The organism is Pseudomonas rustica, from assembly GCF_018336155.1.
GTDB classification, from domain to species: domain Bacteria; phylum Pseudomonadota; class Gammaproteobacteria; order Pseudomonadales; family Pseudomonadaceae; genus Aquipseudomonas; species Aquipseudomonas rustica.
Window position 1 is genome coordinate 327,003 of the sequence record NZ_JAGYHF010000008.1, and the last position, 25,990, is coordinate 352,992.

General features: G+C 59.1%; 29 protein-coding genes. 11 read left to right on the forward strand and 18 right to left on the reverse strand.

What is annotated here, in order from left to right; genetic code table 11:
- The first annotated feature begins 89 nt into the window (after window positions 1–89).
- Entirely contained in the window at window positions 90–392 is a 303-nt protein-coding gene (locus KFS80_RS17935; protein WP_159813351.1) for a hypothetical protein, read from the forward strand.
- Window positions 393–462: 70 nt separating this feature from the next.
- Here KFS80_RS17935 and KFS80_RS17940 read toward each other — a convergent pair whose 3' ends face one another.
- Genes KFS80_RS17940 through KFS80_RS17950 form a run of 3 tightly spaced genes read right to left on the reverse strand, consistent with a single transcriptional unit; the run spans window position 463 to window position 4,289 of the window.
- Window positions 463–1,743, reverse strand: a complete 1,281-nt coding sequence (locus KFS80_RS17940) for a c-type cytochrome (RefSeq protein WP_212545467.1) — start codon at window positions 1,741–1,743, stop codon at window positions 463–465.
- A gap of 12 nt (window positions 1,744–1,755) precedes the next feature.
- Window positions 1,756–3,540, reverse strand: a complete 1,785-nt coding sequence (locus tag KFS80_RS17945; RefSeq protein ID WP_212545468.1) for a GMC family oxidoreductase — start codon at window positions 3,538–3,540, stop codon at window positions 1,756–1,758.
- Window positions 3,541–3,542: 2 nt separating this feature from the next.
- The gene (locus KFS80_RS17950) at window positions 3,543–4,289 is read right to left on the reverse strand and encodes a gluconate 2-dehydrogenase subunit 3 family protein (RefSeq protein WP_212545469.1); all 747 of its coding nucleotides are present in this window, start codon (window positions 4,287–4,289) and stop codon (window positions 3,543–3,545) included.
- Between the two features lie 309 nt (window positions 4,290–4,598).
- Between KFS80_RS17950 and KFS80_RS17955 the strand changes: the two genes are divergently transcribed.
- Window positions 4,599–5,243 carry a phosphatase domain-containing protein gene (locus KFS80_RS17955; protein ID WP_212545470.1) on the forward strand — a complete coding sequence of 215 codons (645 nt, stop codon included), beginning with the start codon at window positions 4,599–4,601 and terminating at the stop codon, window positions 5,241–5,243.
- Here KFS80_RS17955 and KFS80_RS17960 read toward each other — a convergent pair.
- The 3 genes from KFS80_RS17960 to prlC form a co-directional block, all read right to left on the reverse strand.
- On the reverse strand, window positions 5,230–7,278 hold the full coding sequence (locus KFS80_RS17960; protein ID WP_212545471.1) for a M3 family metallopeptidase: 2,049 nt from the start codon (window positions 7,276–7,278) through the stop codon (window positions 5,230–5,232). The genes KFS80_RS17955 and KFS80_RS17960 overlap by 14 nt on opposite strands.
- 113 nt (window positions 7,279–7,391) lie before the next feature.
- The gene (locus KFS80_RS17965; protein ID WP_053116396.1) at window positions 7,392–7,685 is read right to left on the reverse strand and encodes a YheV family putative zinc ribbon protein; all 294 of its coding nucleotides are present in this window, start codon (window positions 7,683–7,685) and stop codon (window positions 7,392–7,394) included.
- Window positions 7,682–9,733 carry an oligopeptidase A gene (prlC, locus tag KFS80_RS17970; RefSeq protein WP_212545472.1) on the reverse strand — a complete coding sequence of 684 codons (2,052 nt, stop codon included), beginning with the start codon at window positions 9,731–9,733 and terminating at the stop codon, window positions 7,682–7,684. Before prlC ends, KFS80_RS17965 begins: the two co-directional genes overlap by 4 nt.
- An 88-nt stretch (window positions 9,734–9,821) precedes the next feature.
- Here prlC and KFS80_RS17975 point away from each other — a divergent pair, with 88 nt between their 5' ends.
- Together KFS80_RS17975 and KFS80_RS17980 are read left to right on the forward strand one after the other, a co-directional pair.
- Entirely contained in the window at window positions 9,822–10,367 is a 546-nt protein-coding gene (locus KFS80_RS17975) for a gamma carbonic anhydrase family protein (protein ID WP_159813337.1), read from the forward strand.
- Between the two features lie 29 nt (window positions 10,368–10,396).
- The gene (locus KFS80_RS17980) at window positions 10,397–11,047 is read left to right on the forward strand and encodes an HAD family hydrolase (protein WP_212545473.1); all 651 of its coding nucleotides are present in this window, start codon (window positions 10,397–10,399) and stop codon (window positions 11,045–11,047) included.
- A gap of 100 nt (window positions 11,048–11,147) precedes the next feature.
- Here the strand turns inward: KFS80_RS17980 and KFS80_RS17985 are convergent, their stop codons facing one another.
- The gene (locus KFS80_RS17985) at window positions 11,148–12,224 is read right to left on the reverse strand and encodes an aminopeptidase (protein WP_212545474.1); all 1,077 of its coding nucleotides are present in this window, start codon (window positions 12,222–12,224) and stop codon (window positions 11,148–11,150) included.
- Window positions 12,225–12,284: 60 nt separating this feature from the next.
- Between KFS80_RS17985 and KFS80_RS17990 the strand changes: the two genes are divergently transcribed.
- Together KFS80_RS17990 and KFS80_RS17995 are read left to right on the forward strand one after the other, a co-directional pair.
- Window positions 12,285–12,707 carry a PA0061/PA0062 family lipoprotein gene (locus tag KFS80_RS17990; protein WP_212545475.1) on the forward strand — a complete coding sequence of 141 codons (423 nt, stop codon included), beginning with the start codon at window positions 12,285–12,287 and terminating at the stop codon, window positions 12,705–12,707.
- 40 nt (window positions 12,708–12,747) lie between these two features.
- Window positions 12,748–13,167: a PA0061/PA0062 family lipoprotein gene (locus KFS80_RS17995; protein ID WP_212545476.1), complete on the forward strand. Its 420-nt coding sequence runs from the start codon at window positions 12,748–12,750 to the stop codon at window positions 13,165–13,167.
- A 6-nt stretch (window positions 13,168–13,173) separates the two neighbouring features.
- Here KFS80_RS17995 and KFS80_RS18000 read toward each other — a convergent pair whose 3' ends face one another.
- A complete protein-coding gene (locus KFS80_RS18000) occupies window positions 13,174–13,413 on the reverse strand; it encodes a DUF1161 domain-containing protein (protein ID WP_008081158.1) in 240 nt (79 codons plus the stop codon).
- A 232-nt stretch (window positions 13,414–13,645) separates the two neighbouring features.
- The gene (locus KFS80_RS18005; protein ID WP_053116403.1) at window positions 13,646–14,077 is read right to left on the reverse strand and encodes an OsmC family protein; all 432 of its coding nucleotides are present in this window, start codon (window positions 14,075–14,077) and stop codon (window positions 13,646–13,648) included.
- Window positions 14,078–14,319: 242 nt separating this feature from the next.
- Between KFS80_RS18005 and KFS80_RS18010 the strand changes: the two genes are divergently transcribed.
- The gene (locus KFS80_RS18010) at window positions 14,320–15,321 is read left to right on the forward strand and encodes an LLM class flavin-dependent oxidoreductase (protein ID WP_212545477.1); all 1,002 of its coding nucleotides are present in this window, start codon (window positions 14,320–14,322) and stop codon (window positions 15,319–15,321) included.
- Window positions 15,322–15,478: 157 nt separating this feature from the next.
- On the opposite strand, the gene KFS80_RS18015 is transcribed toward KFS80_RS18010, so the two are convergent.
- Both KFS80_RS18015 and KFS80_RS18020 read right to left on the reverse strand, forming a co-directional pair.
- Entirely contained in the window at window positions 15,479–15,703 is a 225-nt protein-coding gene (locus KFS80_RS18015; RefSeq protein WP_212545478.1) for a DUF1161 domain-containing protein, read from the reverse strand.
- A 128-nt stretch (window positions 15,704–15,831) separates the two neighbouring features.
- Window positions 15,832–16,047 (reverse strand): dodecin, encoded by a 216-nt coding sequence (locus KFS80_RS18020; protein ID WP_053116406.1) that lies wholly within the window; start codon window positions 16,045–16,047, stop codon window positions 15,832–15,834.
- A gap of 157 nt (window positions 16,048–16,204) precedes the next feature.
- Here KFS80_RS18020 and KFS80_RS18025 point away from each other — a divergent pair, with 157 nt between their 5' ends.
- Entirely contained in the window at window positions 16,205–16,531 is a 327-nt protein-coding gene (locus KFS80_RS18025) for an ElaB/YgaM/YqjD family protein (RefSeq protein WP_007911686.1), read from the forward strand.
- Here the strand turns inward: KFS80_RS18025 and KFS80_RS18030 are convergent.
- Window positions 16,504–17,421: a LysR family transcriptional regulator gene (locus tag KFS80_RS18030; protein WP_212545479.1), complete on the reverse strand. Its 918-nt coding sequence runs from the start codon at window positions 17,419–17,421 to the stop codon at window positions 16,504–16,506. The genes KFS80_RS18025 and KFS80_RS18030 overlap by 28 nt on opposite strands.
- Window positions 17,422–17,535: 114 nt before the next feature.
- On the opposite strand from KFS80_RS18030, the gene trpB reads away from it, so the two are divergent.
- The 3 genes from trpB to KFS80_RS18045 all read left to right on the forward strand — a co-directional run bounded on the left by trpB (window position 17,536) and on the right by KFS80_RS18045 (window position 20,158).
- On the forward strand, window positions 17,536–18,768 hold the full coding sequence (trpB, locus tag KFS80_RS18035) for a tryptophan synthase subunit beta (RefSeq protein ID WP_212545480.1): 1,233 nt from the start codon (window positions 17,536–17,538) through the stop codon (window positions 18,766–18,768).
- A complete protein-coding gene (gene trpA, locus KFS80_RS18040) occupies window positions 18,768–19,580 on the forward strand; it encodes a tryptophan synthase subunit alpha (RefSeq protein WP_159813327.1) in 813 nt (270 codons plus the stop codon). The genes trpB and trpA overlap by 1 nt, the downstream gene beginning before the upstream one ends.
- 122 nt (window positions 19,581–19,702) lie before the next feature.
- Window positions 19,703–20,158 carry an anti-virulence regulator CigR family protein gene (locus KFS80_RS18045; RefSeq protein WP_212545481.1) on the forward strand — a complete coding sequence of 152 codons (456 nt, stop codon included), beginning with the start codon at window positions 19,703–19,705 and terminating at the stop codon, window positions 20,156–20,158.
- Between the two features lie 200 nt (window positions 20,159–20,358).
- Here the strand turns inward: KFS80_RS18045 and KFS80_RS18050 are convergent, their stop codons facing one another.
- The 6 genes from KFS80_RS18050 to KFS80_RS18075 all read right to left on the reverse strand — a co-directional run bounded on the left by KFS80_RS18050 (window position 20,359) and on the right by KFS80_RS18075 (window position 25,829).
- Window positions 20,359–22,320 carry a DUF7844 domain-containing protein gene (locus KFS80_RS18050; protein ID WP_212545482.1) on the reverse strand — a complete coding sequence of 654 codons (1,962 nt, stop codon included), beginning with the start codon at window positions 22,318–22,320 and terminating at the stop codon, window positions 20,359–20,361.
- Window positions 22,317–22,637, reverse strand: coding sequence for a DUF2388 domain-containing protein (locus tag KFS80_RS18055; RefSeq protein ID WP_007911662.1), 321 nt, complete (start codon window positions 22,635–22,637; stop codon window positions 22,317–22,319). Before KFS80_RS18055 ends, KFS80_RS18050 begins: the two co-directional genes overlap by 4 nt.
- 42 nt (window positions 22,638–22,679) lie before the next feature.
- Window positions 22,680–22,997: a DUF2388 domain-containing protein gene (locus tag KFS80_RS18060; protein ID WP_053116412.1), complete on the reverse strand. Its 318-nt coding sequence runs from the start codon at window positions 22,995–22,997 to the stop codon at window positions 22,680–22,682.
- 107 nt (window positions 22,998–23,104) lie between these two features.
- Window positions 23,105–23,422, reverse strand: a complete 318-nt coding sequence (locus KFS80_RS18065; protein WP_008081137.1) for a DUF2388 domain-containing protein — start codon at window positions 23,420–23,422, stop codon at window positions 23,105–23,107.
- A gap of 376 nt (window positions 23,423–23,798) precedes the next feature.
- Window positions 23,799–24,014 (reverse strand): DUF1127 domain-containing protein, encoded by a 216-nt coding sequence (locus KFS80_RS18070; protein WP_053116413.1) that lies wholly within the window; start codon window positions 24,012–24,014, stop codon window positions 23,799–23,801.
- A gap of 321 nt (window positions 24,015–24,335) precedes the next feature.
- Window positions 24,336–25,829, reverse strand: coding sequence for an acetyl-CoA hydrolase/transferase family protein (locus tag KFS80_RS18075; protein WP_008081132.1), 1,494 nt, complete (start codon window positions 25,827–25,829; stop codon window positions 24,336–24,338).
- Between the last annotated feature and the right edge of the window lie 161 nt (window positions 25,830–25,990).

Consider the following 25,990-nt stretch of genomic DNA (forward strand, 5'->3'; position numbering starts at 1 on the left):
CTAGCGAAACAACTATCGGCTGGTTATTCGAGTCTTGAATTTGTAGTCTTTGGTTGTGTTCAAAACTTATTAAATAAAAGGATTTAGTTATGTCGTTTTTCAATGCTCGCGGTGTTTTTCTGCAACTGATGCAACCTGGCCCTTCGGAGCCTAATACACTGGTTTCCATGCAACTGGCACGCAAGGAATTGGCGTGGGATGCGCAAACTTCGACCGAAAGCGAATTGCTGGTTGATTCGATCATGGTCACCGCAACCTCTAAAGACGGGGGCAAGACCTTCACCATCGGGCGTCTCAATCAAGATGTGGATCGCGACGGTGTGATTGGCGATGCAGACAAAGCCAAACTGGCGGCGCTCGCAAAAGCCTATGCAAGTATCATCAATCCGTAACCAGGATAGTTTTCATATTGATAAAAAAACCTGCTTGATTGCTCAAGCAGGGTTTTTTATTAGCGGTGAATTAACGAGTGTCGATAGTTGCCTGGCTCAAATCGCCTTTACGCAACTTAGCTACATCATCGGCATTAACATCCGAGCCTTTATTACCCCAACTCCCACGAATAAAACTCACCACGTCTGCCACTTCCTGATCCGACAAACGCCAGGCGAAACCCGGCATGGTGAAAGTAGAAGGCGCGGTGTGCGTCGCCGGCAGGGTGCCGCCCTTGAGCACGATGTGAATCAGCGAGGTCGGATCTTCCGATTGCAGCACCGAATTGCCTGCCAGGGCCGGGAACACTCGCGTGTAACCGTGACCATCGGTGCGGTGACACGCCGCGCAGTTGTCGATGTACACCGAGGCACCGCGTTGGCTGTCGTCGCCGTTCCACAGCGCTTTGGCGGCTTTCTCGTCGTACTGATGCGGTTGATCGTTTGGGTCATTGGCCGGCAGCGACTTGAGGTAGCGGGCGATGGCGGTCAGGTCGGCGTCGGTCATGTATTGCATGCTGTGGGTGACCACGTCGCTCATGCCGCCGAACACCGCGCTGCGATCACTGCGACCGGTTTTGAGGAATTGCACCAGTTGCTCTTCGCTCCAGCCGCCGAGGCCATCCTTGTGATCACCGCGCAGGCTCTTGGCGATCCAGCCTTCCAGCGGCGCACTGCCGGCGAGGAAGTTGCTGCCATCGGCCGCGCTCAAGGATTTTTCCTGCATGGTCAGCGCACGTGGCGTGTGGCAGGCGCCGCAATGGCCGAGGCCTTCAACCAGATACGCGCCACGGTCGATCACCGGGTCGGTACTCGTTGCTTTGTAGTCCTCGACCTTCGGCGCAAACATCCAGCGCCAGCCCATCAGGGGCCAACGCATGCTCAACGGCCACGGAATGTCGCTGGCCTTGTTCTCCTGCGCGACCGGTTCGACGCCGTGCATAAAGTACGCATACAGCGCCTGCATGTCGGTTTCGCTGACACGCGCGTAGGACGGATACGGCATCGCCGGGTACAACGTACTACCGTTTTTAGCGACGCCATGGCGTACGGCCTGATCGAAGTCTGCGAAGCTGTATTCACCGACGCCGGTTTTGTCCGGGGTGATGTTGGTCGAGTAAATCGTGCCGATCGGCGTTTCCATCGGCAGACCACCGGCGAACGGCTTGCCGCCCTTGGCCGTGTGGCAAGCCACGCAGTCACCGGCGCGGGCGAGGTATTCGCCTTGTTTGATCAAGGCTTGATCAACCTCAGTCGCATGGATCGAGGCGCTGCCGAGCAGGGCCAGGGTCGCGATAACGAAATTCTTCATGGTCATCGCTCCTTAAGCCTGAACCAGCGGGCCGGGGTTTTTCAGGTACTGCTCGCGGATCGCTTTTGCCGACCAGTAGGTCAGTGCGGCAACCAGCCCGGTCGGGTTGTAGCCCAGGCCTTGCGGGAACGCCGAGGCGCCCGGAACGAAGACGTTATGTACGTCCCAGCTCTGCAAGTAGCGGTTCAGCGCGCTCTTCTTCGGATCGGTGCCCATGATCGCGCCACCGTTGAGGTGGGTGGTCTGGTACGCGGCGGTGTTGAAGTGATCACCGACCTGTTTGCCGATCACCGCAATGGCTTTCGGGCCCATGGCTTCGGCGACCTTGCCCATTTTCTCGACCATGAAGCGGTTCATCTTGATGTCGTTTTCCTGCCAGTCGAAGGTCATGCGCAGCAGCGGTAAACCGTAGGCATCGCGGTACACCGGGTCGAGATCGAGGTAGTTGCCACGGTAGGACTGATGCGCGCCGTGGGCGTCCATCGACACTTGGTGGGTGTAGTAATCGGCGGTCGCGCGTTTCCACGCACTGCCCCAGGCAGGCGTGCCGGGCGGGTTCGAGGTACCGGCAATCGGCCGGCTGCCCGCCTGGTTGACCCACATCGGCGAACCGCCGACGAAGCCGTGCGGGCCGTGGTCGAAGTTGTCGGCGTTGAAGTCGTCCAGCGCCACGCCGTTACCGCCGGCGCCGATGAAGTTGTTGGTGTGGGTGTCCTTGTCAAAGAACGCCTTGATGGTCGCCATGTTCTGGTAGGCGAAGTTACGCCCGACCACGCCTTCGCCGGTCTTCGGGTCGTACGGTTTGCCGATGCCGGAGAGCAGCATCAAACGTACGTTGTGCAACTGGAACGCGCCGAGGATCACCAGATCCGCCGGTTGCTCCATTTCGCGACCCTGTGCATCGATGTAGGTGACGCCGGTGGCTTTGCTCTTGGTGCTGTCGAGGTTGATCCGCAGCACGTGAGCGTTGGCGCGCAACTCGAAATTCGGCAGCGGCTTCAGCGCCGGCAGAATGTTCACGTTCGGCGACGCCTTGGAGTACATGTAGCAAACATAACCGCTGCAAAAACCGCAGAAGTTGCACGGGCTCATTTGTGCGCCGTAAGGGTTGGTGTACGGCCCCGACGTATTCGCGGACGGCAGGTTGTAGGGTTTGTAACCGACTTCTGTAGCCGCTTTGCCGAACAGCTGTGCGGAAACCGTATTCTTCTGTGCTTCCAACGGGAACGGGTTGGAGCGATCCGGCGCGTACGGGTTGCCGCCCTTGCCCTGACCGACCAGTTGGCCTTTTACCGTCCAGGCCTGGCCCGAGGTGCCAAAGACTTTTTCGGCGTAATCGAAGAACGGCTCCAGCTCTTCATAGCTGACGCCGAAGTCCTGGATGGTCATGTCCTTGGGGATAAAGCTTTTGCCGTAGCGCTCTTCGTAATGGCTGCGCATGCGCAACTCGATCGGATCGACCCGGAAGTGCACACCCGACCAGTGCAGGCCGGCGCCGCCAACACCGTTGCCCGGCAGGAACGCGCCCAACTGGCGGTTCGGCAGGGCGATGTCGTTGACGCTGTGGCGAATGGTGACGGTCTCTTTGGAGATGTCCTGAAAGAGTTTTTTCCGCACGCTGTAGGTGAGTTCGTCGATCACCTGTGGATAGTTGCCGTCGGGGTAAGTGTCCTGCATCGGCCCGCGCTCCAGCGCCAGCACATTGAGACCCGCTTCGGTCAGCTCCTTGGCCATGATCGCGCCGGTCCAGCCAAAACCGATGATGACTGCGTCTACTTTCTTCAATACCGTTGCCATGCTTACGCCCTCTCGCCGCGAATCGACACTGCCGGGAAGGGGTATTGCTCGTTGCGTTCCACCCAATCCATGAAATCGGCGCGGGCGCCGGGGAAACCGATCATCGTCCAGCCAACCATGCCTTTATTGCCACCGTGGATCGGGTCGCAGAAGAAGCCTTCCTTGGTGTTTTGCAGCAGCAGGTTGAAGAAAATCTTCGCCGGAACCGCATCGAACTGCGGCTTGCCGGCTTCGAGTTGCTTGAGCAAATCTTCTCGGGTAGCGCTGTCTTGCTCAGCAAATACTTTACCGTTGAGGGATTTTGCCCACTGATCCGTGGCGGCGATGCCGAGGCGATAGATTTCTTTCGGCACCAGTTTGCTCTGCCAGCCCATTTCCGGCGCAGCTTCGGCATTGAACGGGCCTTGCATGTACCAAAGGGCACCGGCGGCGTACGGCGTGTTCATTTGACGGTCGATGTATTCCGGCACACCGGCTTCAAGCGCGCCCGGGCCCTGGGCATCGTTGGGGATCAACTGCGCGACGGCGGCATTGATGAATGCCCATTCTTCGGCGGTGAAATAGCTCGGTTGATACACCTCGGCGTCAGCGCGAGCGGCTGGCGTGGCCGGTGCAGCGGGCGCCGCTTCAGGCGCGGCTTGCAGGACGCTGCTGCCCAGGCCGGTGCCGGCAAGGGTCACGACCGGGATCAGGGTCAGGGATTTGCGCAAAAACTCACGCCGCGGGTTGTCTCGATCTTGATCAGACATGGAAGGTGTACCTCATCAGGCATCAATGGTGGTCAGCTGTTTCTGCGAACGGCTTGAGGATTTTTCGTCGCGACGTGGCCGGTGGAAGACCCGGAGGAGGGAAAGCGTCTGCAACATCATGTGACAAATGGTAGCAGGCTAAGCATCGGGATGAACCGATTCAGTGAAAAAAAGCCCGGATTTCTTGGATGAAATCGATGAAACAACGCGGATTCACGTTTCTTTGACAAACGCCTCACGGGGCTTTGACCGCCCAACGACGAAGCTACGGCTCCTATTCCTGAAGAATTCCGACACGGTCAGCTCAGCATGTCCCGAGTGCGTTTGTTTCCTGCTTTGTGTTTATCGCTTGTAGCGCTGTTGCACTGGATGCCGGCTCAGGCTGAGGCCGCCACCCCGGTGCGCCCGACTGAATGGGCGCAACCGGTTGAAGTGCAATACAACCTGTTTCAGATGTCACCGACGCTCTACCGCAGTGCCTTGCCCGATAGTGGCGCGGTGCCGTTGCTGAAAAATCTCAAAGTCGCCACGGTGATTACCTTTTTGCCGGAATCCGACCAGAACTGGCTGTCGGACTCCGACATCAATCAGGTGCAACTGCCTTACCGCACCAACCACGTCGACGATGCTGACGTGCTGAAAACCCTGCGCGCCATTCAGGCTGCCGAAGCCAACGGCCCAGTGTTGCTGCACTGCAAACACGGTTCCGACCGCACCGGATTGATGGCGGCGATGTACCGTGTGGTTGTGCAAGGCTGGAGCAAAGAAGACGCGCTGAGCGAAATGACCCAAGGCGGATTCGGCGAGAGTGGGCATTTCCGCGACAGCGTGCGCTACGTGATGCAGGCCGATGCTGACAAACTGCGCACCGCGCTGGCCAATGGTGATTGCAGCACCAGCGCGTTCGCCACTTGCTCGATGAAGAGCTGGTTTCAGTCGGTCAATTTGAAGTGACAGTGGTTGGATCGGGCGCGGTTTCAAACAGCTCCGCGCTGACGGGGCGCCCGAGAAATTTTTCCAGAGCACTCAGCAACGTCGGCGAGTCGCCGGAAAAAAATGCCTCGCGAAACGCCCGGCCGGTTTGCGGATTGAACACTCCGTCGTGCTCGAAGCGTTTGAACGCCTCGGTCGCCAGCACGCCCGACCATTTATAGGCGTACACCGAAGCTTCATAACCGGTGACCAAATAGTCGAAGCTGTTGGCAAACCGGCAGTAGTCCGGCATTTGCAGTTCGGCAAACTGGCGCTGCACCCCATCGAACACCTGCGCAATGCTGCGGCCGTCGCCGTGGCGGTGGTGCAACTCGAAATCGAACAAAGCGCCCATCAGCAACATCCCGGTCGCTCGACTGGATTGCGCGCTCAAAGCCGTGAGCGCGGTGTTCACGCGCGCTTCAGACAGGCGCTCTGCGGTTTGATGATGCGCCGCCAGCCACAAGATAAATTCTCGCGACAAACACCATTGCTCAAACAATTGCCCGGCGAATTCGGCGGTGTCGCGTGGGAACTGGGAAATGCCCGACAGGTTGTGATGCGGCGAGCGCGTCAGCACGTGTTGCAGGCAATGCCCGAATTCATGGAACAGCACCCGCAAATCCTGATGCGACAGCAGGCACGGGTGTTCGGGCGTGGGAGCGGTGAAGTTACTGGACAGCACGGCGATCGGCGTCGACGCCCGACCTTCGGCATCGATTCGCCGATTGCGCACCGTGCCCGTCCAGGCATAGTCCGCAGCGTGTTTGCCCGCGTAAGGGTCGAGGTAGATATGCCCGATGGCTTGGCCATGCTCGCTGACTTCATAGAGGCGGACATGCTCATGCCAGCGATCAAACGTGCGCTGCTCGTGAATCGTGATGCCGAACAAATGTTCGCTGAACCGGCATAACCGCTGCACGGTTGCGTCCAGCGGGAAATACTGCCGCAAGCCTTGCAGCGCGCCGTCCAGTTGCTGCACGCGTAACCGTTCGGCGAGGAATTCCTGATCCCAGGCCTGAATGGTTCCAAAGCCCTGCTGATCGGCGAACGCCTGCAGCGTTTTCGACTCTTGCTCCATCAGCGGTTTGGCTTGCGCGACTTGTCGCTGCAGGAAGGCGCTGACTTGCGCGGTGGAGGTGACCATCCGATCGTTGAGGCGCAGTTGCGCGTAGTTATCGAAACCGAGAATTTCGGCTTTTTCGTGACGCAAGGTCAGCAGCAAACTCAATACCGGCTCGTTATCGAACTGATCCGCCTGCGGGCCTTGATCCGATGCGCGGGTGGTCCAGGCAATGAAATATTCCTCGCGCAAAGTGCGGTCGCGCGCGTACGTCATGATTTGGTGGCAGGTGTTTTGATCCAGCGTGAGTAGCCAGCCGTCGAGCCCGGCCTGTCTGGCCTTGAGTGCCAGTTGCGCCTGGCTGTGCGGGCTTAGACCGTCGAGCCGCGCGGCGTCGGTGATGTGTTTTGTCCATGCAGCGTTGGCGAGATCGATCTGGCTGGCGAACAGCTGTTCGAGCAGGCCGATGACGCGATTCAAACGGGCGAGTTTCTCCTGTTGCGCTGCGGGTAACTCAACCCCGGACAAGCGCAACCCGCGCAGGATTTTGGCCAGTGACGCTTTGCGTGAAGCATCGAAATGGACGGCGACCGCACTGTCTTCCAAGCGTTGAAACGTACGGAACAACGGCACGCTCGCCAACGTGTCAGTCCGGTATTGCCCGGCGATCTGGTTGCACTGCGCGCTGGCTTTTTCCCACGCGCTGTCGGCGGATTTGCCCATCGACAGGTATTCGATCACCGCCATGGCTTCAGCCAATGTGGCATCAGCTTCATCGACGGCTAGGATCAGATCGTCCCAGTTCGGCTGCTCGGTCTGGCTGGCGATTACTTGTTCAATGATCAGTTGGTTGTTGGCCACAATCGTTGTGATCGCAGGCACCAGATGTTCAGCGCGCACGGTTGACCACGGCGGCAGCGTCCAGCGTTGTAACAGCGGATTGGAGTCAGGCATGGCGTCTTCCTTGAGGGATGGCTGAAAGAGCCAGCCTAATCAGGAAGCGCGGGGGAAGGGCGGTACATAGTTACCACCTTTCACCGCCAAAACGGTGAAAGGTGGGTGACACGTCAGTGTTGCTCGTCAGGCTTTTTCTTCAGCTTCGGGTTGGGGAAAAACTGTACGGCTTGCACGGTTTTGTCCGGCGCAGGTTTGCTGATAGCGCTGGTGTTGACCCGCGTGCCCAGTTCTTTCGGCACCGACAACCCTTGCTCGTTGAGCGTGTCGGAGTAACCGCAAGCCACACATTCTCGGTGCGGCACGCTGTCTTCGTTCCACATCATCAACTTGTCCGGCTCGCTGCACGCCGGGCAGACCGCCCCGGCGATAAAGCGTTTTTTGGTAATCACAGGCCCCTCACTCATGCTGCCGCGTCCTCACTCAGGCCGCTGTGGCGCAACAGTGCGTCAATCGACGGCTCACGCCCACGGAAGTCGACGAACAGCACCATCGGTGCCTGCGAACCGCCGCGCGCCAGAATCGCTTCGCGAAAGGCGCGACCGGTTTCTGCGTTGAGCACGCCGTCTTCTTCGAACTTCGAGAAGGCATCGGCCGACAACACTTCAGCCCACTTGTAGCTGTAGTAACCGGCCGCATAACCGCCGGCGAAGATGTGCGCGAAGCTGTTCGGGAAGCGGTTGTAGGCTGGCGGACGCATCACCGACACCTCGTCGCGGATACCTTCGAGTACCTGCGCAACGCTGCGGCCGTCACCGTGGGTGGCGTGCAGTTCGAAGTCGAACAGCGAGAACTCCAGCTGACGCACCATCATCAGGCCGGACTGGAAGTTCTTCGCCGCGAGCATTTTTTCCAGCAGATCCTGCGGCAGCGGCTCGCCGCTTTCGTAGTGAGCGGAAATCAGCGCGAGGCCTTCCGGCTCCCAGCACCAGTTTTCCATGAACTGACTTGGCAGCTCGACCGCGTCCCACGCCACACCGTTGATCCCGGAAACACCGGCGTGATCAACGCGGGTCAGCAGGTGATGCAGGCCATGGCCGAACTCGTGAAAAAGCGTGGTCACTTCATCGTGGGTCAGCAGCGCAGGCTTGCCGCTGTCAGCCGGGGTGAAGTTACACACCAGATTGGCCACCGGGCTTTGCAGCACGCCGTCGATGGTGCGGCGACGGTCGCGGGCGCCGTCCATCCATGCACCGCCACGCTTGTTGGCGCGGGCGTAGAGGTCGAAGAAGAAGCGGCCGACGTGCTGGCCGTTTTCCTTGATCTCGAACAGGCGAACGTCCGGGTGCCAGGTGTCAAAGCCTTTCTGTTCGGCGATTTCGATGCCGTACAGGCGCTGAACAATGGCGAACAGACCGCCCAGGACTTTATCGATCGGGAAGTAGGCGCGCAGGGTTTCCTGAGCAACGCTGTAGCGTTGTTCGCGAAGTTTTTCACCGTAGAAACCGCTGTCCCAGCTTTGCAGATCGGCGCAGCCCTGTTCGGCGGCGTAAGCGCGCAGCTGTTGCAGATCTTGTGCGGCGAACGGTTTGCTGCGCTTGGCCAGGTCGCGCAGGAAGCTCAGTACCTGATCGCTGGATTCAGCCATTTTCGTCGCCAGGCTCAGTTCGGAGAAGCTGGCGAAACCCAGCAGCCTGGCCAGTTCCTGACGCAGGTCGAGGATCTCTTCCATCACCGGGCCGTTATCGTTCTGGCCGGCGTTCGGGCCTTGATCCGAGGCGCGGGTGCAGTAGGCGGCGTAGACTTCTTCACGCAGCGCACGGTCTTGCGCGTAGGTCATCACCGCGTAGTAGCTCGGGAATTCCAGGGTGATCAGCCAGCCGTCGAGGCCTTTGGCCTGAGCGGCGGCGGCCATTTGCGCCTTGGCCGAATCGGTCAGGCCGGCAAGGGCGGCTTCGTCGCTGACGTGCTTGGTCCACGCCTGAGTGGCGTCGAGCAGTTGGTTGGAGAAGCGGCTGCCGAGCTCGGACAGTTTGCTCTGCACTTCGGCGTAGCGTTTCTGTTCGGCTTCCGGCAGGTCGATACCCGACAGACGGAAGTCACGCAGAGCGTGTTCCAGAATAGTCTTCTGCGCCACGTCGAAACCGGCGGCTTCCGGGCTGTTGGCCAGGGCTTCAAACGCCTGGAACAGTTCGCGGTTCTGGCCCATCTCGGTGGAGTAGGCGCTCAAGGCTGGCAGGCACGACTCGTAGGCTTCACGCAATTCCGCGCTGTTGCACACGGCGTTAAGGTGGCTGACCGGGCTCCAGGCGGCGCCGAGGCGATCATTGAGCTCGTCCATCGCCAACACCAGCCCGGCCCAGGTAGGGTTCTGAACCTGAGTCTTGAGGATTTCGGCGATGGCGGCGCGGTTGTCGGCCAGGATGGTTTCAATGGCTGGCAGGACGTGTTCGGCACGGATCGTGGAGAACGGTGGCAGGTCGTAGGACTGCAGCAGAGGGTTGTTCACGCTCACGGTTGGCACCTTGGCTGGGGAAACATTGCCCCATCTTAATTACAATCGGCATTCACCGCAGCTATCGGCGACAGAGAGAGAAATTATCGTGTCCGTTCGCAAGTACCAGAATCACACCCCCAGCCTGAGCAAAGGCGCGTTTGTCGACCGCTCGGCGGTGGTGATCGGCGATGTGGAAATTGGCGAAGACAGCTCGGTCTGGCCGCTGACCGTGATCCGTGGCGACATGCACCGCATCCGCATCGGTGCGCGCACCAGCGTGCAGGACGGCTGCGTGTTGCACATCACCCACGCCGGCCCGTTCAACCCTGACGGCTTTCCGCTGCTGATCGGCGACGACGTGACCATCGCCCACAAAGTCATGCTGCACGGCTGCAGCGTCGGCTGCCGCGTGCTGATCGGCATGGGCAGCATCGTCATGGACGGCGCGGTGGTTGAAGACGACGTGATCATCGGCGCCGGCAGCCTGGTGCCGCCGGGCAAGCGCCTTGAAAGCGGCTTCCTGTATGTCGGTAGCCCGGTGAAACAGATCCGCCCGTTGAGCGACAAGGAACGCGCTTTCTTCACTTACAGCGCGGCCAATTACGTGAAGCTCAAGGATCTGCATCTGGCCGAAGGCTACGACACACTCTGAATCGAATTGGCGACTGCCCAGGAATTACCATGCATTACCAAACAGTACTGTTTGACCTCGATGGCACCCTCACCGACCCGCGTGAAGGCATCACCCGCTCCATTCAGTTTGCCTTGGCCAAACTTGGCATCGATGAGCCGGACCTGACCAAGCTCGAACACTTCATCGGCCCGCCGCTGTTGCAGGCATTCATGCAGTTCTACGATTTTGATGAGGCTAAAGCGTGGGAGGCGGTGAATTTCTATCGCGAGCGCTTCAAGGTCACCGGTCTGTATGAAAACCGCGTGTTTGATGGCGTTACACCGTTGCTGGAAACCCTCGGTGGCCAAGGTCGGCAGCTGTATATCGCGACGTCGAAGCCGTGGATATTCGCCCGCGAGATCGCCCGGCACTTTGATTTCGCCCGGCACTTCAAAGTGATTTACGGCAGCGAACTGGATGGCACCCGCACCAATAAGGTTGAGTTGATTGCGCACCTGATGAAAGAAGAGGGGCTGGATCCGGCGAATACGCTGATGATCGGCGACCGTAAGCACGACCTGATTGGCGCACGCAGCAATGGCCTGGATGCGGCGGCGGTCGGTTATGGATTTGGCAGTTTTGAAGAGCTGAATGCCGAGGCGCCGGCTTATCACTTTGAAACGCTGGATGAGTTACATCAGGCGTTTTTGCGGCGCTGATCAGTCAGTCTTCGCGAGCAAGCCCGCTTCCACATTTGGAATGCATTCCCCCTGTGGAAGCGGGCTTGCTCGCGAAAGGGCCGGCCTAGCCAATGCAAAATCAGGATTCCGCCAATGCCTTGAGCGCCGCCTTACGCTCAGTCACCGGCAACCCACCCAACCGCTCAACCTCGGCATAAAACCTCAGCCAATCTCCCCCGACCTGTTTGAACAACGCCGAAAACGCCGGCACCCACTGGTCGTACAGGCCAAACGGCAACAACCGCGCATTGTTCAGCGGCGCATTCACCCAAGCGTCATAGCGCTTATCCCCGGCCCACTGGCTGTCGCGCATCACCCGATAATCCCGGCGAAACTGCTCGAACTCCGCCGCTTTACGTTCGCGCATCTGCTCAGCCGGTAATGGCTGTGCATACAGCTTCTCCAGCCGTGATCGCACATCCAGCACCAGCTCAATGAATTGATCCCGCTGCTGCAACCGCGAGTCGGTATCCGCCGGCAACCCGCGAAACGCGCGCCATTGCCGCGTGCCTTCCTGTTCGACGAAAGTGGCGAAGGACTCGTTGAACTCGGTGTCGTCCTTCACATAAAAGCGTTGATGCGCCAGTTCATGAAAGATCAGCGTGGCCAGGCGTTCGTCGCCCCAGCCCATCATCGTGTTGATGATCGGGTCGTTGAACCAGCCCAGCGTCGAATAGGCCTCGACGCCGCCAATCGATACGTCCATGCCCTGCAAGCGCTGGATCGCCGCCTCGCCTCGCGCCGCGCCTTGGCTGTAATAGCCGCGATAAGCCACACACCCGGCAATCGGGAAGCAATGGTTCTGCGGCGTCAGGGAAAACTCCTGAGTGGCGAACACATTCCACACCACGAACGGCCGGCCAATGTCGGCGTACAGGCGATAGCTTTGGTTATCGGGCAGGTGCAGATGTTCGCTGGCGAAAGCACGAGCCTTTTGCGATTGGCTCAGGTGTGCGCGCAACTTCGCATCGCGGCCCGGGTCGGCAATCACCTCGGCCACTGGCTCGCGCGCCCGCAGCAGTTGCAGCTGACCGCTGGCTAACTGGCTGTAATAGCTGACGCTGGCGCAACCGTTGAGCAACAAAAACATCACACCCGGAAACAAAATCCGAAAAACGCGATCAAGTAACCCATGGCTTGCAAACGGCCTGATCACAATAAGAAATCCCCCCGGAGAGTCTGCTCGCAAGACTATCCCGCCTTAAGGAGCACCGCTATGCGCATGTTGATGCTGACGGGAGGCCTGCTGACGCTGGCCGGTTGTGCCAATTTCGGAATGCCCGACCCTGACCCCTCACAAGCCTGGATCGATCTCGATGCCCGGCAACAGGACACGACTCTGCAAGCGCTGAAGGTCGACAGCCAGGCCGCGATTGATAAACGCTATTTTGAAGTCGAGCCCGGCAGCCATGAATTGAAGGTGCGCTATCAGTTTCCGGTCGACGCCAGCAACATCGGCCCTGATGCCGAACCGCTGTGGCGCGATTGCCAGTTGAACTTGAAATTCAAGGATTTCAACGCCGGCCAACGCTATCAGTTGCAGGCGGGCAGTATTGGTTTCCGGCCATGGGCCAAACTTTATGATGAGCAGCGCAAAGTCGTCGGGCAGGGCACACCGGCGGGCTGCCAGAAGACCTGATCGGCGGTATGCTGGCTGTCCACATCAAAGGACATTGATCATGCGCAGGTTGACGTTGTTGCTGGTAGGAAGTGTGCTTGCCGGCTGTCAGAGCCCGCTGCCAGCGGTCGATCCACAGATGGCCTGGGTCGATTTTTCGATGCCGACACCCGGCGGCAAAGTGTTGCTGGCTGAACGCCTGGATAATCAGCGTCTACGCGATGGGCGTTTTTTCCAGGTCACGCCGGGCAGCCATGAATTGACGGTGCGCTTCGATTTCGAGATTTTCGGCGGCGGTCAGGGCATGGATACCGATCCGCAGGAACGCTTGTGTTACATGACCGTACCCTATGACCACTTCGAAGCCGGGCAACGCTACCGGCTCGAAGCACGGTCGCTGGCCTTCACGCCAAGCGCCCGGTTGATCAATCGTCAGGGGCAGATCGTTGCCGAAGAACGGCAGATCAACTGCGTGCCGTAAGCGTTATCAGGAGTCGTTCTTCTGATAGATGATCGCTTTGGTGCCGTTCTCGCACGAACCCACCACCATGGCGATATCGTGTTTGGCCGCCTCTTCCTTGCTGACAATTTCCAGCGTGTACGAAGGCACGGCTTTGGCCTGGATCTTGATCTCGATTTCTTTTCTCAGTTCTTCGCAGTCTTTCGGTGCCGCAACAACCGAAGTGGCCAATGCACTGCAGAGGATGGCCAAGCCAATACGTTTCATGAGTGAAGCTCCCTGAGGCAGCGCGCACGGGCGTGCGCTGAAGCTGCTGTCACGTATTCGACCATATTTTTGTGAAGCGAGTTCTGACTTTGCGCACAAGATGTGCAGTCTGATCCAGGTGCTGCGGTGTTTGTCAGAATGCCTTCGCGAGCAGGCTCGCTCCCACATTTGAAATGCATTCCAATGTGGGAGCGAGCCTGCTCGCGAAAGCGTCAGACCTGCTAACTCCGAATCAGCTGACCAACGTTGCTTCTAGACTGATCTGCGCATTCAGTACTTTCGATACAGGGCACCCTTCCTTGGCCTTTTTGCTCAGCTCATCAAACTGCGCTTGGGTCGCCCCAGGGATTTTCGCTTTGAGAATCAGCTTCACCGCGGTAATCGCGAAACCGCCGTCCACCTGATCAAGGGTCACTTCAGCCTGAGTATCGATGCTGTCAGCCGTCAGGCCCGCATCGCCGAGAATCATCGAGAACGCCATGGAGAAACAACCGGCATGTGCAGCGCCGATCAGTTCTTCCGGGTTGGTGCCCTTGCCGCCCTCGAAGCGGGCCTTGAAGCCGTACGGTGCTTCTCTGAGGACACCGGTTTCGGTGGAGATCGAGCCGATGCCGGTTTTCAGATCGCCTGCCCAATGTGCGGATGCTTTCTTCACGATAGCCATGTCTGCCTCCTCAAGATCTGACGCGGAAACGCCGCGTCGTCGTGGTTTTTGCTTGCAAGGCTTCTGAGGATAGACGTCGGAACAAAGTTCAGCCCATCTGAATCGTTGACTTTTTTAGTAGGAAATTTCGGTTCAGCTATTGAAACTCGGGTATATGCCCTTATTGCTTAAACACGCTTTTGGATTCGGCAGGTTTTCGTTCGCATAGAAAAACCTGCCTCCTCACTCGGAGACGCAGGTTTATGAAGCAACTGTCCGACGTAAAATTTTCCACCCTCGATCTGGTGCCAGTGCGCGAAAACGGCAGCCCGGCGCAAGCGCTGCGCAATTCGCTGGATCTGGCGCAGCACGTCGAGAAATTCGGCTACACAAGGTTTTGGGTGGCGGAACACCACAACATGGACGGCATCGCCAGCTCGGCGACGTCGGTATTGCTCGGCTATCTGGCCGGCGGTACGTCGACCATTCGCGTCGGCTCCGGCGGCGTAATGCTGCCCAACCATGCGCCTTTGGTGATCGCTGAACAGTTCGGCACCTTGGAAAGCCTGTATCCAGGGCGGATCGACCTCGGTTTGGGCCGCGCGCCCGGTTCCGATCAGATGACCGCGCGTGCGCTGCGCCGCGAGCGTTCAGGCAGCTCTGATGATTTCCCCGAAGATGTCGCCGAACTGGCGCGCTTCCTCGGCCCGCGCACCCCGGATCAACGGGTGATCGCGATGCCGGGCACGGGCACCAATGTGCCGATCTGGTTGCTCGGTTCCAGCCTGTTCAGTGCACAACTGGCCGGTGAACGCGGTTTGCCATACGCCTTCGCCTCGCACTTCGCCCCGCGCTTCATGCATGAGGCGATCCGCGTTTATCGCAATCACTTCAAACCGTCGGCAGTGCTCGACAAGCCGTACGTGATGCTCGGGGTGCCATTGGTGGCCGCGGATACCGATGAGCAGGCGGATTATCTGGCGACGTCGGTGTACCAGCGCATTCTGGCGCTGATGCGCGGGCAGAGTCTGGTGCAGCGTCCGCCGGTGAAAACCATGGATGGCCTGTGGTTGCCGCATGAGCGTGAGGCGGTGGGTGATTTCCTTGGGCTGGCGATGGTGGGTGGCCCGCAGAAAATTCGCGCGAAGCTGGAAGTGCTGATTGAGCAGACGCAGGCGGATGAGCTGATTTTTACCAGCGATTTGTATGAGCATGCTGATCGCGTGCATTCGTACGAACTGCTGGCGCAGGTCATGAAAGGATAACGCGCGGCCCCCTGTAGGAGCTGTCGAGTGAAACGAGGCTGCGATCTTTTGATCTAGGTTTTTAGAGCAAGATCAAAAGATCGCAGCGTGCCGCAGCTCCTACATGGGACACAAAAAAGCCGACGCATTCACGTCGGCTTTTGTATTTCAGGCGCAATCAACCGCGCTTGTAGACGATTTCCTTGGTACCACCTTCGCAGGTGCCAACAACTTTAGCGCCAGCATCTGCGCCCTTGTCGACAATCTCCAGCGAATACCCGGAAACGCCCTTGGCATCCAGCTTCGCCGCGATCTCGCTTTTCAGCTCTTCACATGGCTTACCGGCAGCAAACGCACCACCCGCAAGGCTCAACAAACCTACCGCCAACATAAACTTCTTCATCGGTCGCACTCCCTGGTCGGATTGAAAGAGGCGGGCATCGGGTCATCCACCCGATGCGCTCACCCTATAGCGCTTTGCCATTCCTATGGCACTCGGCCAGCGCGCAAGTTCAGAAGACTAGTCCAAACTCAGCTGCTGGCAATCTTGAAGCCGACTTTCAGCGTCACCTGAAAGTGCGCAGCCTTACCGTTTTCGATATGACCACGGGTTTCGGTGACTTCAAACCATTCCAGGTTGCGAATGGTCTTGTTGGCTTCGGCAATTGCGTTGTTGATGGCTTCTTCGATGCTAGTGGTCGACGAACCGACCAGCTCGACTTTCTTGTACGTGTGATGGTCACTCATAACGAACTCCTTGGCGTGTGGGATTGAGACTAGCAGTGAATCTGCACTGTTGATTTCGGCGGCGCTGAGCAGGCGAAGTTCAGATTTTCTGCACTTTCTCGAACCACCGAAGTCCCAACCAACACACGCCACTCATCACCAATGCAGGAGAGCCACCATGGCCAACACCTCTTTACGTAAAGCCTCGTTGCAAAGCATGGAAGCCGAGATCGAGAGTCTGCTCAAGTCGTTGGAAAGCCTGAAGGACGACGCTTCGGACGAGTCGCGCAAGACCCTCAAGGCGCTGAAAAGCAATGCCGAAAGCGCGCTGAAACACTCGCGCCACCTGCTCAGCGATGCCTATGAAGAAGTCAAAGTGAAAACCCGCGAAACCGGGATCGCCACCCGCGATTACGCCCAGGAACATCCGTGGACGACCGCCGGTGTCGCAGTCGGTGCAATCGGTCTGCTGGCCGCTTACTTGCTGTTCAAGCGCGGCGAGTGATCGCTCTGGCGCAGCTCGTTCTTGAGCCATTGCGCCAGTTGCCGAGCGCGTCCGTCTGCGGCGCGCTTGGGTAGCCACAACGCCAGTTGCGCCGGGGTTTCACAGAAACCCCATGGCGCAACCAGGCGACCGGCCTTCAAATCTTCCGTCACCAGCGGCTCCGGCGCGATGGCCACGCCGAGACCAGCGACGGCTGCCTCCAGCAAATAATACAAATGCTCAAAACCTTGCCCGACCTTCAGCGCTTTTGCGTCGAGGTCGCTTTGCTGTGCCCAGCTTGGCCACGCTTGTGGGCGCGAGGTGGTGTGCAGCAGCGGTTCATTGAGCAGAGCCGAGGCTGGCGCGGCTTGCAGGCGCTGATAGCCGCTGAACAATGGGCTCATCACCGGGCCGATGCGTTCTGCGGCTAATTCGTAAACCTGCATATCTGCTGGCCACGGCGGTTCGGCGAACAGCAGCAAAGCATCCAGCCCCGGACGTCGTGGATCGAGATCGCCTTCACCCGCCGACAGATGCAGGCGCAAATCCGGCAGATCAGCATTCAATCGCCCCAAACGCGGAATAAACCATCGCGCCAGCAAACTCCCAGAACAGCCGAGCACAAACGGCGCATCGGCGGTGCTCTGGGTTAACTCGGCGCAAACACTGCGCAGCCGATCAAAAGCTTCGCCACTGGCATCACGCAAACGCATGCCGGCATCTGTGAGTTTCAAGCCGCGACCATCCTTGACGAACAGGCTGACGCCCAAGTGTTCTTCGAGCACTTTGAGCTGACGACTGACCGCGCCGTGAGTAACGTGTAGCTGTTCGGCGGCCTGACTGACACTGTTCAGACGGGCGGCCGCTTCGAACGCGCGCAGGGCGTTCAGCGGGGGAAGGTCATGGCTCATGGTATCTGTGAGTTTTCCTGACAGGTTGTGGCGATCTTATCGGTTTTCAGCGTAGTAGGTCAGGGGTAGAGTGGTCGTCATTGTCTTTTGACCCGAATTCACCTGGAGCAACTCATGACCCAGACTTCGAACACTTCCAATCTGCGCAACGGCCCGGACGATAACGGCCTGTTCGGCTCGTTCGGTGGCCGCTACGTGGCGGAAACCCTGATGCCGTTGATCCTCGATCTGGCCCGCGAATACGAAGCGGCCAAGGAAGATCCGGCATTCAAAGAAGAATTGGCCTACTTCCAGCGTGACTACGTCGGACGTCCGAGCCCTCTGTATTTCGCTGAGCGCCTCACTGAATTCTGCGGCGGCGCGAAGATTTATCTCAAGCGCGAAGAGCTGAACCACACCGGCGCGCACAAGATCAACAACTGCATCGGCCAGATTCTGCTGGCGCGGCGCATGGGCAAGAAACGCATCATCGCTGAGACCGGCGCTGGCATGCACGGCGTGGCCACTGCCACCGTCGCCGCACGTTTCGGTCTCGATTGCGTGATCTACATGGGCACCACTGACATCGAACGTCAGCAGGCCAACGTCTTCCGCATGAAATTGCTGGGCGCTGAAGTGATTCCGGTTGTTGCCGGCACTGGCACCCTGAAAGACGCGATGAACGAAGCCCTGCGTGACTGGGTGACCAACGTCGACAACACCTTTTACCTGATCGGCACCGTGGCCGGCCCGCATCCATACCCAGCGATGGTTCGCGACTTCCAGGCCGTGATCGGCAAGGAAACCCGCGATCAGTTGCAAGCGCAGGACGGTCGTCTGCCGGACAGCCTGGTGGCGTGCATCGGTGGCGGTTCCAACGCGATGGGCCTGTTCCACCCGTTCCTCGACGACAAGAGCGTTGAAATCATCGGTGTTGAAGCTGCGGGTTACGGCATTGAAACCGGCAAGCACGCGGCGAGCCTGAATGGCGGCGTTCCGGGTGTGTTGCACGGCAACCGTACCTTCCTGCTGCAGGACGACGATGGCCAGATCATCGATGCCCACTCGATTTCCGCCGGCCTCGACTACCCGGGCATCGGCCCGGAACACGCTTGGTTGCATGACATTGGCCGCGTTCAGTACACCTCGGTGACCGACGACGAAGCGCTGGATGCGTTCCACAAATGCTGCCGCCTGGAAGGGATTATTCCTGCACTGGAAAGCGCCCACGCCTTGGCCGAAGTGTTCAAACGCGCACCGAAGCTGCCGAAGGATCACCTGATGGTGGTCAACCTGTCGGGGCGTGGCGACAAAGACATGCAGACCGTCATGCATCACATGGAACAGTCTAAGCAGGAGAAACACTGATGAGCCGCCTGCAAACCCGTTTTGCCGACCTCAAAGAACAGAACCGCGCCGCGCTGGTGACCTTCGTCACCGCCGGTGATCCGGACTACGACACTTCGCTGGCGATCCTCAAAGGTTTGCCGGGTGCCGGCGCCGACGTGATCGAGCTGGGCATGCCGTTCACCGACCCGATGGCCGATGGCCCGGCGATCCAGTTGGCGAACATCCGTGCCTTGGGCGCCAAGCAGAACCTGGTGAAAACCCTGCAAATGGTTCGTGAATTCCGCGAAGGCAACAGCGACACGCCGTTGGTGCTGATGGGTTACTTCAACCCGATCCACATGTATGGCGTTGAGCGCTTCATCGCTGACGCGAAAGAGGCCGGTGTCGACGGTCTGATCGTGGTCGACATGCCGCCTGAGCACAATGCCGAGCTGTGTGATCCGGCGCAGGCTGCCGGTCTGGACTTTATCCGTCTGACCACGCCGACCACCGACGATGCGCGTCTGCCGCGAGTGCTCAATGGCAGCTCCGGTTTCGTTTACTACGTGTCGGTGGCCGGTGTGACCGGTGCTGGCGCTGCAACGCTGGAACACGTCGAAGAGGCGGTGACCCGTCTGCGTCGCCATACCGATCTGCCAATCAGCATCGGTTTCGGCATCCGTACGCCGGAGCAAGCGGCTGCCATCGCGCGTCTGGCTGATGGTGTTGTCGTGGGTTCGGCGCTGATCGATCACATCGCCAATGCGACCACTCCTGCACAAGCCATCGACGGTGTGTTAGGCCTGTGCTCGGCGCTGTCCGAAGGCGTGCGTAAAGCTCGCGTCAGCTGAAGGTAAAGTTCCTGATACAGAGGAATTAGCACCTCAAAGCGCAGACTAATCCAGCAAGACCGAGGGCTTCAGAACATCGTTCTGCAGCCCTTTTTGCTGTTTGTGCCGTGAGGAAAGACCCGATGAAAATGCCGAAACGTCTGATAGCCGGACTGGGCGTACTGATGCTCAGTGCAACGCCGCTGCTGGCCAGCGCCGATCAGCGCGACGATCACGACCACGGCGGCCCGTCGCAGGGCCATTACGATAACCACGGTGATGATCATCGCGACGATCACCGTGGCCCGCAGAACGATCACCGTGGCGGCCCGCCACCGCACGACTTTGGCCCGGTGCGCCAGACCATTCGTGACAATCATGGCTACTTTGTGCGCGGGGCGCCGCCGCCTCCGGGGATTCATCTGGAGCGTGGCCGGCCGCTGCCGCACGGCTATTACGGCGAGCGTCTGGACAGTCGCGCGTTGGGTCGCTTGCCGGTGTATCCGGGCTACGAATGGCGCCGGACTGGCGGCGATATCGTGCTGATCGCGGTGGGCACCGGGATCGTGTACGAAATCCTTGATGGCGTCCTCAATTGATCTGACACACATCACCTGTGGCGAGGGGATTTATCCCCGTACGGCTGCGCAGCAGTCGCAATTCAGCGGACTCGGTTTATCTGATTGACCGGGTTCGCTGATTTTGGGGCCGCTTCGCGACCCAACGGGGATAAATCCCCTCGCCACAAGGTATGCACTCAGCATCAGCATCAGCATCAGCATCAGGTTCAGCCTCAAGTTCAGGGCAGCTCCAGCCCGCCCGATGCCTTGTGCAATTTGCGCAGATGCGCACCAATCTGCTTCACATTCTCCTCACTCGCCGCAATCTCGGCAGCGCGCTTCGGCTCCAGCAACTTGCGCACTTCCGCATCCAGATCACCCGACAGCACCAGCAACTTCTTCTGCCGCTGGCTGCTTTCATCTTCCAGTCGCTTGAACTCGCTCGGCTGTGGCAACCCATAACCACGACTATCAAGAAGCTCTGCCGGACGGCTGAGGAAGCCGCTGTTAGCGAGGATTTCCTGCAACGTCGCGTTGGCCTTGTCCATACCGCCATTTTCAAGCTCACGCGCGCCGAGGTAACGCTGCTTGACCTCATCCTGCGCCAGCAACAACTGACGTCGATAACTCGCCTGCTCCAGCAATAACAACGCCGCGCTGGTGCGCAGATCCGCACGCTCGAACCACTCGCGGCGTTCTTCGGCGGTGAGCGACAGCCATTCCTCAACGGTGGTCTGTTTGATCGGCAGCTGCTTCTTCAACACATCAAACATCGCCTGATAGCGATCGCGGAACGAGTCGAAACGATAACCCAGACGCAGCGCTTCTTTCGGATCATCCAACACGCTGGTATCGGCCAACCCGCGGCCCTTCATCACTTCCAGCAAGCCGTTGGGCATGATGCTGTCGAGTCCAACGAACCGGCTGTTATCACTGCCGCTGCGCAACAGTTTCAAACCTTCCACCGCGCAGTTGTTGGAGAGGAAAAAGTAGTTGCCGTCGTAGCTCCAATGCATCTCGGCAGCGTGTTCGACCACGCCTTCGATCTCTTCCCGTGACAGGTTGATCGGCACGGAGGCGAGGCTGCGCAATTCAGTCTTGGTGTATTCGTCGATCACCTGTGCGAGCGGCAGCACAAACAGTCGCGAAGGGTATTTGCCGACCAGTCCGTCCCAGCTCGATAGCTGCACATCGCCGACAAAGGCACGGTACGACAACACCAGATGCTGATCGAGATCGAGTCGGCAATCCGGCCCACGCGGACGGCCCGGCGCGCAGATCACCAGCCGCAACATGCTGTGGCCCCAGCGGCTGACCCAGTTCTGATTGGCCTCTGCGAGCAAGTAATCAACCGCGTAAACCCGCTCCGGATCGACGTGCCCCAGTGGCTGTTTGGCGAAGTCGTTACCGGCGTTCAAAAACGCGAAGGTCTTGCTGCAAGTGTCTTTGGCCGGTGGCGCCCAGCCGAAATGTTGCTGGTAATAGCGGTACAGCGCGGGGCGGCGGCATGCGTAGCTCGGGTCGAGGAGGAAGTACTCCATGTTGACCGCGACGAACTCTTTCGGGCTGGAAATCTCGTACAAATCCGGGCTACGGGCGATCTGCCGATTGTGCTGCTCACGCTCACCGCGACGGCCGACGTATTGCTGCCAACCGGCGAGGTCGAGCAGGCGCGGATCATCGCTGAGGGTAAAGCGACGGCCGTTCTGGCCACGGCACTCGTCGGGAATGCCGATCAATCCGGCGCTGTTGAAGCGGCGGGTGCAACGCTGGATCAGCGTGCGCTCGGCGTCTGGCCACAAGCGGGCGCGGTCATAAATGTGGGTGATTTCGTGCAGCACGGTGGCGAGCAATTCCTGGCGCACAGTGCCGTGGGGGCGATTGGTTTTTTCTTTTGCGGCGCTGCTATCGGTGAGGCCGGCGAGCAGTTTGCGGTTCAGATCGAGTTCGGCAACCAGCGTCGCCTGGCCGTAGGCGTTGGCGGGCATGTCGTCGGTCCAGCCGACATCGATGCGCCGATCCAGCCGCTCGATAAAGCTCGGCGGCAGTTTTTGCATCGCCTCATCGATCAGCGCCTGGCTGGCCTGTTGTTGGGCGGGGCTCAGACCTTCGGTCTTGAGCCGCAATTGCAGGCCGGCGTGGGCGCTGTTGCCAAGTAGCAACAACGCGCCGGCCAGCAGCCAGGCGCCGAGTGACTTCACAGTGCGAGGATGGCTTCGGCGAGTACCTGATCACTGGCGTCGCGGGCTTCCGGGACGCGCGTGCGCAATGTGTTGAGGGCGGCTTCAAGGTGCGCGCCACGGATATCACCGTTGGTGGCGACGAAGCTGGCGGCGTCATCGTGCGCTTCGCGGATGATTTTCGAGTCGCGGATCGAGGTGGTGGTGTCGGAGGTGAAATCGATGGTGCGCTGGGAGGCACGAACGATGATGTTACTGGTGGCTACCAGGGTGTGCGCCTGGGCCACGTCGGCCAACAAAAACAGGCCAAGGGCGGCAGCAATCAGCGGGCTACGCATGGAACGACTCCGGAGGGACAGGTTAACTAAGGGCTGGGTTAACTATTGGACGAGAATTGCTTCTGCCAGTTCAAGGTCAGAGACATGAAGTTTCGGCCGTTTTTTACGCAGGTAATTCAGCGCGGATTCCAGCTGCGCCCCGCGCAATTGGCCGTCACTGGCCACGAACGCTGCCGCGTCATCGTGAGCGGCGAACAGCAGTTTACGGTCGAAAGGCGCGGAAGACACCATGCTGGTGGCGTAACCACTGACGACAATGCCTTGCGTCGACGCATTGAAAGCATCATAGGCATCGACCGACGTCGCCCAACAGGCGCTCAGCAATACGGAAGGGATCAGCAGATTTGGAAGAAAACGCATCGGACTCGGTAACTGTTAGCGAGCCGCAAGGCTAGCGCAATGCCCGGGCCAGAGCCAGTCTCGAAACATCGGGACACGGCTGGCGTGTCCCGCAATGTTCGAATCGCTTAGATCGTCAGGATGGCCTGAGCCAGCTCTGCGTCGGTCGCGTTCAGTTGTGGAGCCTGGTGGCGGATGTGATCCAGCGCGCTTTCCAGTTTCACGCCACGGATATCGCCTTGGGTAGCGACGAAGCTGGCCGCGTCATCACGGGCAGCGAGGACGATTTTGTCGTCACGGAACGACGAGGTCACATCGGAAGTGGCGTCGGACGAAGATTTCAGCGCACCGACGACGGCGTCAGTGGTAACGATGAAACTGGTGGCGCTGGCGTTGGCAGCAACGGCCAGAAGGGCAGCAGCGCTGAGCAGGCGGAGACGGGACATGATGTAACTCCTGTGAATAAACCGTATTGAGAGGTGGCTCGGTATCTGAGGAGTCAGACGCCTGTTGCGCATCATTCGCCACGTTCTGTGTGGATATTAGGCGCAGATGCGTTCGCCAAACCAGCATCCAGACGAAAAACCTGTAGGAGCTGCCGAAGGCTGCGATCTTTTGCTTTGGATTTTCAAGATCAAAAGATCGCAGCCTTCGGCAGCTCCTACAATTGTACTGGTTGGTAATCAGCGTATCTGAACTGTACTGGTTTGGGTTTTTCAGGGGCTGAAACTACAAAACCCGTCGTGGTTTCCCACGACGGGTTTTGCTTGTGCAATTCGGGTTGCTGGCGGTGGGTCTAACGACCAGAGCCAGCGACGCTGTTTAGCGCCAGAACGGCTTGCTCAGCTCTTCGTAGCGTTGAGCTTCGCTGATACCGGCGTCTGCCAGCAAACGCGAATCCAGACGGGCCAATTGGTGGCGGCTGGAGATGCGGCGCTGCCACAACATCAGGTTGGCGAGAACGCGCAGAGGCATGGAAGCCTGGTTTTTTGCAGCTTTGTCTTCGAAGAACAGTTCGGAACTGAGTGTACGTTCCATGGTTGACATCCTTCCGCTTGTGGCGGGATCAGGTAGTGGTTTGACTGGTGCCCATGATCCTCTCGTTTGCCTAGTCTCTCTAGATACAGTTCAACTGTATTGTGAGTGACCAGTTAACTGTTTATAGGCGGTGTACGGGTCGAAATAGAGCAAACTGTACCTGTCCGCACTTAAGTAGTGCGTTTTTGCTCAATTCGTCAGGAAAGGTAGGCAAATGCTGTAGGAAATGACCAGTACAGCAGTACAGTTTTTGTCAGGCGGGAGACTTGCGAGAGTCCGCCGATGCAAACTGTGTTTGCATCGGCGGTTCATCTGTGTGAATTACACCGCCAGCATGCGCCCGGTTTCTTCCAGGTTCATATGCCAGCTCAGCGCTTCCCGCAGGATGTGCGGGGTGTGGCCACCAATCGCACAGGCCGCCGTGAAGTAATCGTTGAGCGCCTGGCGGAAGTCCGGGTGCACACAGTTATCAATGATGACCCGCGCACGCTCCCGTGGCGCCAGGCCACGCAGATCGGCGAGGCCGACTTCGGTCACCAGAATGTCGACGTCGTGCTCGGTGTGGTCAACGTGGCTGACCATCGGCACTACGCTGGAGATCGCGCCACCCTTGGCGATCGACTTGGTCACGAACACCGCCAGGTGCGCGTTGCGCGCGAAGTCACCCGATCCACCGATGCCGTTCATCATCCGCGTACCGCAGACGTGGGTGGAATTGACGTTGCCGTAGATGTCGAACTCCAATGCCGTGTTGATCCCGATAATGCCCAAGCGGCGCACCACTTCCGGGTGGTTGGAGATCTCCTGCGGGCGCAGCACCAGTTTGTCCTTGTACTTCTCGAGATTGCCGAACACGTCGCTGTTGCGGCGCTCCGACAAAGTGATCGAGCTGCCCGAAGCAAAGCTCAGCTTGCCGGCGTCGATCAGGTCGAAGGTCGAATCCTGCAACACTTCGGAGTACATGGTCAGGTCTTCGAACGGCGAATCGATCAGGCCACACATCACCGCGTTGGCAATGTTGCCGATGCCGGCCTGCAACGGGCCGAGCTTGTTGGTCATGCGCCCGGCGTCGACTTCCTGTTTGAAGAAGGTGATCAGGTGCTCGGCGATGGCGTTGGTATCGACGTCCGGCGTCGACACGGTGGACGGCGAATCCGACTGCTGGGTTATAACGATGGCGACAATCTTCTCCGGCGGAATCGGAATCGCCGTGCTGCCGATGCGGTCGTCGACTTTTACCAGCGGGATCGGCGTGCGCGTCGGGCGATACGTAGGGATATAGATGTCGTGCAGGCCTTCGAGATTAGCGTTGTGCGCCAGGTTGATCTCGACGATCACTTGTTTGGCGAAAATCGCGAAGCTCGCCGAGTTGCCCACCGAGGTGGTCGGCACGATGTGGCCCTGTTCGGTGATGGCCACGGCTTCGATGACCGCAATGTCCGGCAGCTTCAGTTGCTGATTGCGCAATTGCTCGACGGTTTCCGACAGGTGCTGATCGATGAACATTACCTGGCCGGCGTTGATCGCCTTGCGCAAGGTGCTGTCGACCTGGAACGGCATGCGCCGCGACAGCACGCCGGCCTCGGTCAGTTGCTTGTCGAGGTCGTTGCCCAGGCTGGCGCCGGTCATCAGGCTGATCTTCAGCGGCGTGACCTTGGCGCGCTCGGCCAGTGCGTGAGGGACGGCTTTGGCTTCGCCGGCACGGGTGAAACCGCTCATGCCGACGGTCATGCCGTCCTCAATCAGAGCGGCTGCGTCGGCGGCGCTCATCACTTTGTCCAACAACGAAGGCAGGCGAATACGGTCACGGTACATGGATTATTATCTCGGGAAGCGAGTAGCAGGATGCGCAGTCTAGTGAATTTGACGGGCGCCTGTCCCGCTACCAAGGTCGCAAACGAGGCGTCTATTCAGCGGGTTTCAAGTAAAACACCGTTACTGGATCTGCAACAACGCGGCAAATTGTCCGACTGTTT

What these genes read in the sequence shown, in the direction of transcription:
- KFS80_RS17935 (WP_159813351.1), top strand. Translation starts at nt 90, where the DNA reads ATGTCGTTTTTCAATGCTCGCGGTGTTTTTCTGCAACTGATGCAACCT.
- KFS80_RS17940 (WP_212545467.1), bottom strand. Translation starts at nt 1,743, where the DNA reads ATGAAGAATTTCGTTATCGCGACCCTGGCCCTGCTCGGCAGCGCCTCG.
- KFS80_RS17945 (WP_212545468.1), bottom strand. Translation starts at nt 3,540, where the DNA reads ATGGCAACGGTATTGAAGAAAGTAGACGCAGTCATCATCGGTTTTGGC.
- KFS80_RS17950 (WP_212545469.1), bottom strand. Translation starts at nt 4,289, where the DNA reads ATGTCTGATCAAGATCGAGACAACCCGCGGCGTGAGTTTTTGCGCAAA.
- KFS80_RS17955 (WP_212545470.1), top strand. Translation starts at nt 4,599, where the DNA reads ATGTCCCGAGTGCGTTTGTTTCCTGCTTTGTGTTTATCGCTTGTAGCG.
- KFS80_RS17960 (WP_212545471.1), bottom strand. Translation starts at nt 7,278, where the DNA reads ATGCCTGACTCCAATCCGCTGTTACAACGCTGGACGCTGCCGCCGTGG.
- KFS80_RS17965 (WP_053116396.1), bottom strand. Translation starts at nt 7,685, where the DNA reads ATGAGTGAGGGGCCTGTGATTACCAAAAAACGCTTTATCGCCGGGGCG.
- KFS80_RS17980 (WP_212545473.1), top strand. Translation starts at nt 10,397, where the DNA reads ATGCATTACCAAACAGTACTGTTTGACCTCGATGGCACCCTCACCGAC.
- KFS80_RS17990 (WP_212545475.1), top strand. Translation starts at nt 12,285, where the DNA reads ATGCGCATGTTGATGCTGACGGGAGGCCTGCTGACGCTGGCCGGTTGT.
- KFS80_RS17995 (WP_212545476.1), top strand. Translation starts at nt 12,748, where the DNA reads ATGCGCAGGTTGACGTTGTTGCTGGTAGGAAGTGTGCTTGCCGGCTGT.
- KFS80_RS18000 (WP_008081158.1), bottom strand. Translation starts at nt 13,413, where the DNA reads ATGAAACGTATTGGCTTGGCCATCCTCTGCAGTGCATTGGCCACTTCG.
- KFS80_RS18005 (WP_053116403.1), bottom strand. Translation starts at nt 14,077, where the DNA reads ATGGCTATCGTGAAGAAAGCATCCGCACATTGGGCAGGCGATCTGAAA.
- KFS80_RS18010 (WP_212545477.1), top strand. Translation starts at nt 14,320, where the DNA reads ATGAAGCAACTGTCCGACGTAAAATTTTCCACCCTCGATCTGGTGCCA.
- KFS80_RS18015 (WP_212545478.1), bottom strand. Translation starts at nt 15,703, where the DNA reads ATGAAGAAGTTTATGTTGGCGGTAGGTTTGTTGAGCCTTGCGGGTGGT.
- KFS80_RS18020 (WP_053116406.1), bottom strand. Translation starts at nt 16,047, where the DNA reads ATGAGTGACCATCACACGTACAAGAAAGTCGAGCTGGTCGGTTCGTCG.
- KFS80_RS18025 (WP_007911686.1), top strand. Translation starts at nt 16,205, where the DNA reads ATGGCCAACACCTCTTTACGTAAAGCCTCGTTGCAAAGCATGGAAGCC.
- KFS80_RS18030 (WP_212545479.1), bottom strand. Translation starts at nt 17,421, where the DNA reads ATGAGCCATGACCTTCCCCCGCTGAACGCCCTGCGCGCGTTCGAAGCG.
- trpB (WP_212545480.1), top strand. Translation starts at nt 17,536, where the DNA reads ATGACCCAGACTTCGAACACTTCCAATCTGCGCAACGGCCCGGACGAT.
- trpA (WP_159813327.1), top strand. Translation starts at nt 18,768, where the DNA reads ATGAGCCGCCTGCAAACCCGTTTTGCCGACCTCAAAGAACAGAACCGC.
- KFS80_RS18045 (WP_212545481.1), top strand. Translation starts at nt 19,703, where the DNA reads ATGAAAATGCCGAAACGTCTGATAGCCGGACTGGGCGTACTGATGCTC.
- KFS80_RS18055 (WP_007911662.1), bottom strand. Translation starts at nt 22,637, where the DNA reads ATGCGTAGCCCGCTGATTGCTGCCGCCCTTGGCCTGTTTTTGTTGGCC.
- KFS80_RS18060 (WP_053116412.1), bottom strand. Translation starts at nt 22,997, where the DNA reads ATGCGTTTTCTTCCAAATCTGCTGATCCCTTCCGTATTGCTGAGCGCC.
- KFS80_RS18065 (WP_008081137.1), bottom strand. Translation starts at nt 23,422, where the DNA reads ATGTCCCGTCTCCGCCTGCTCAGCGCTGCTGCCCTTCTGGCCGTTGCT.
- KFS80_RS18070 (WP_053116413.1), bottom strand. Translation starts at nt 24,014, where the DNA reads ATGGAACGTACACTCAGTTCCGAACTGTTCTTCGAAGACAAAGCTGCA.
- KFS80_RS18075 (WP_008081132.1), bottom strand. Translation starts at nt 25,829, where the DNA reads ATGTACCGTGACCGTATTCGCCTGCCTTCGTTGTTGGACAAAGTGATG.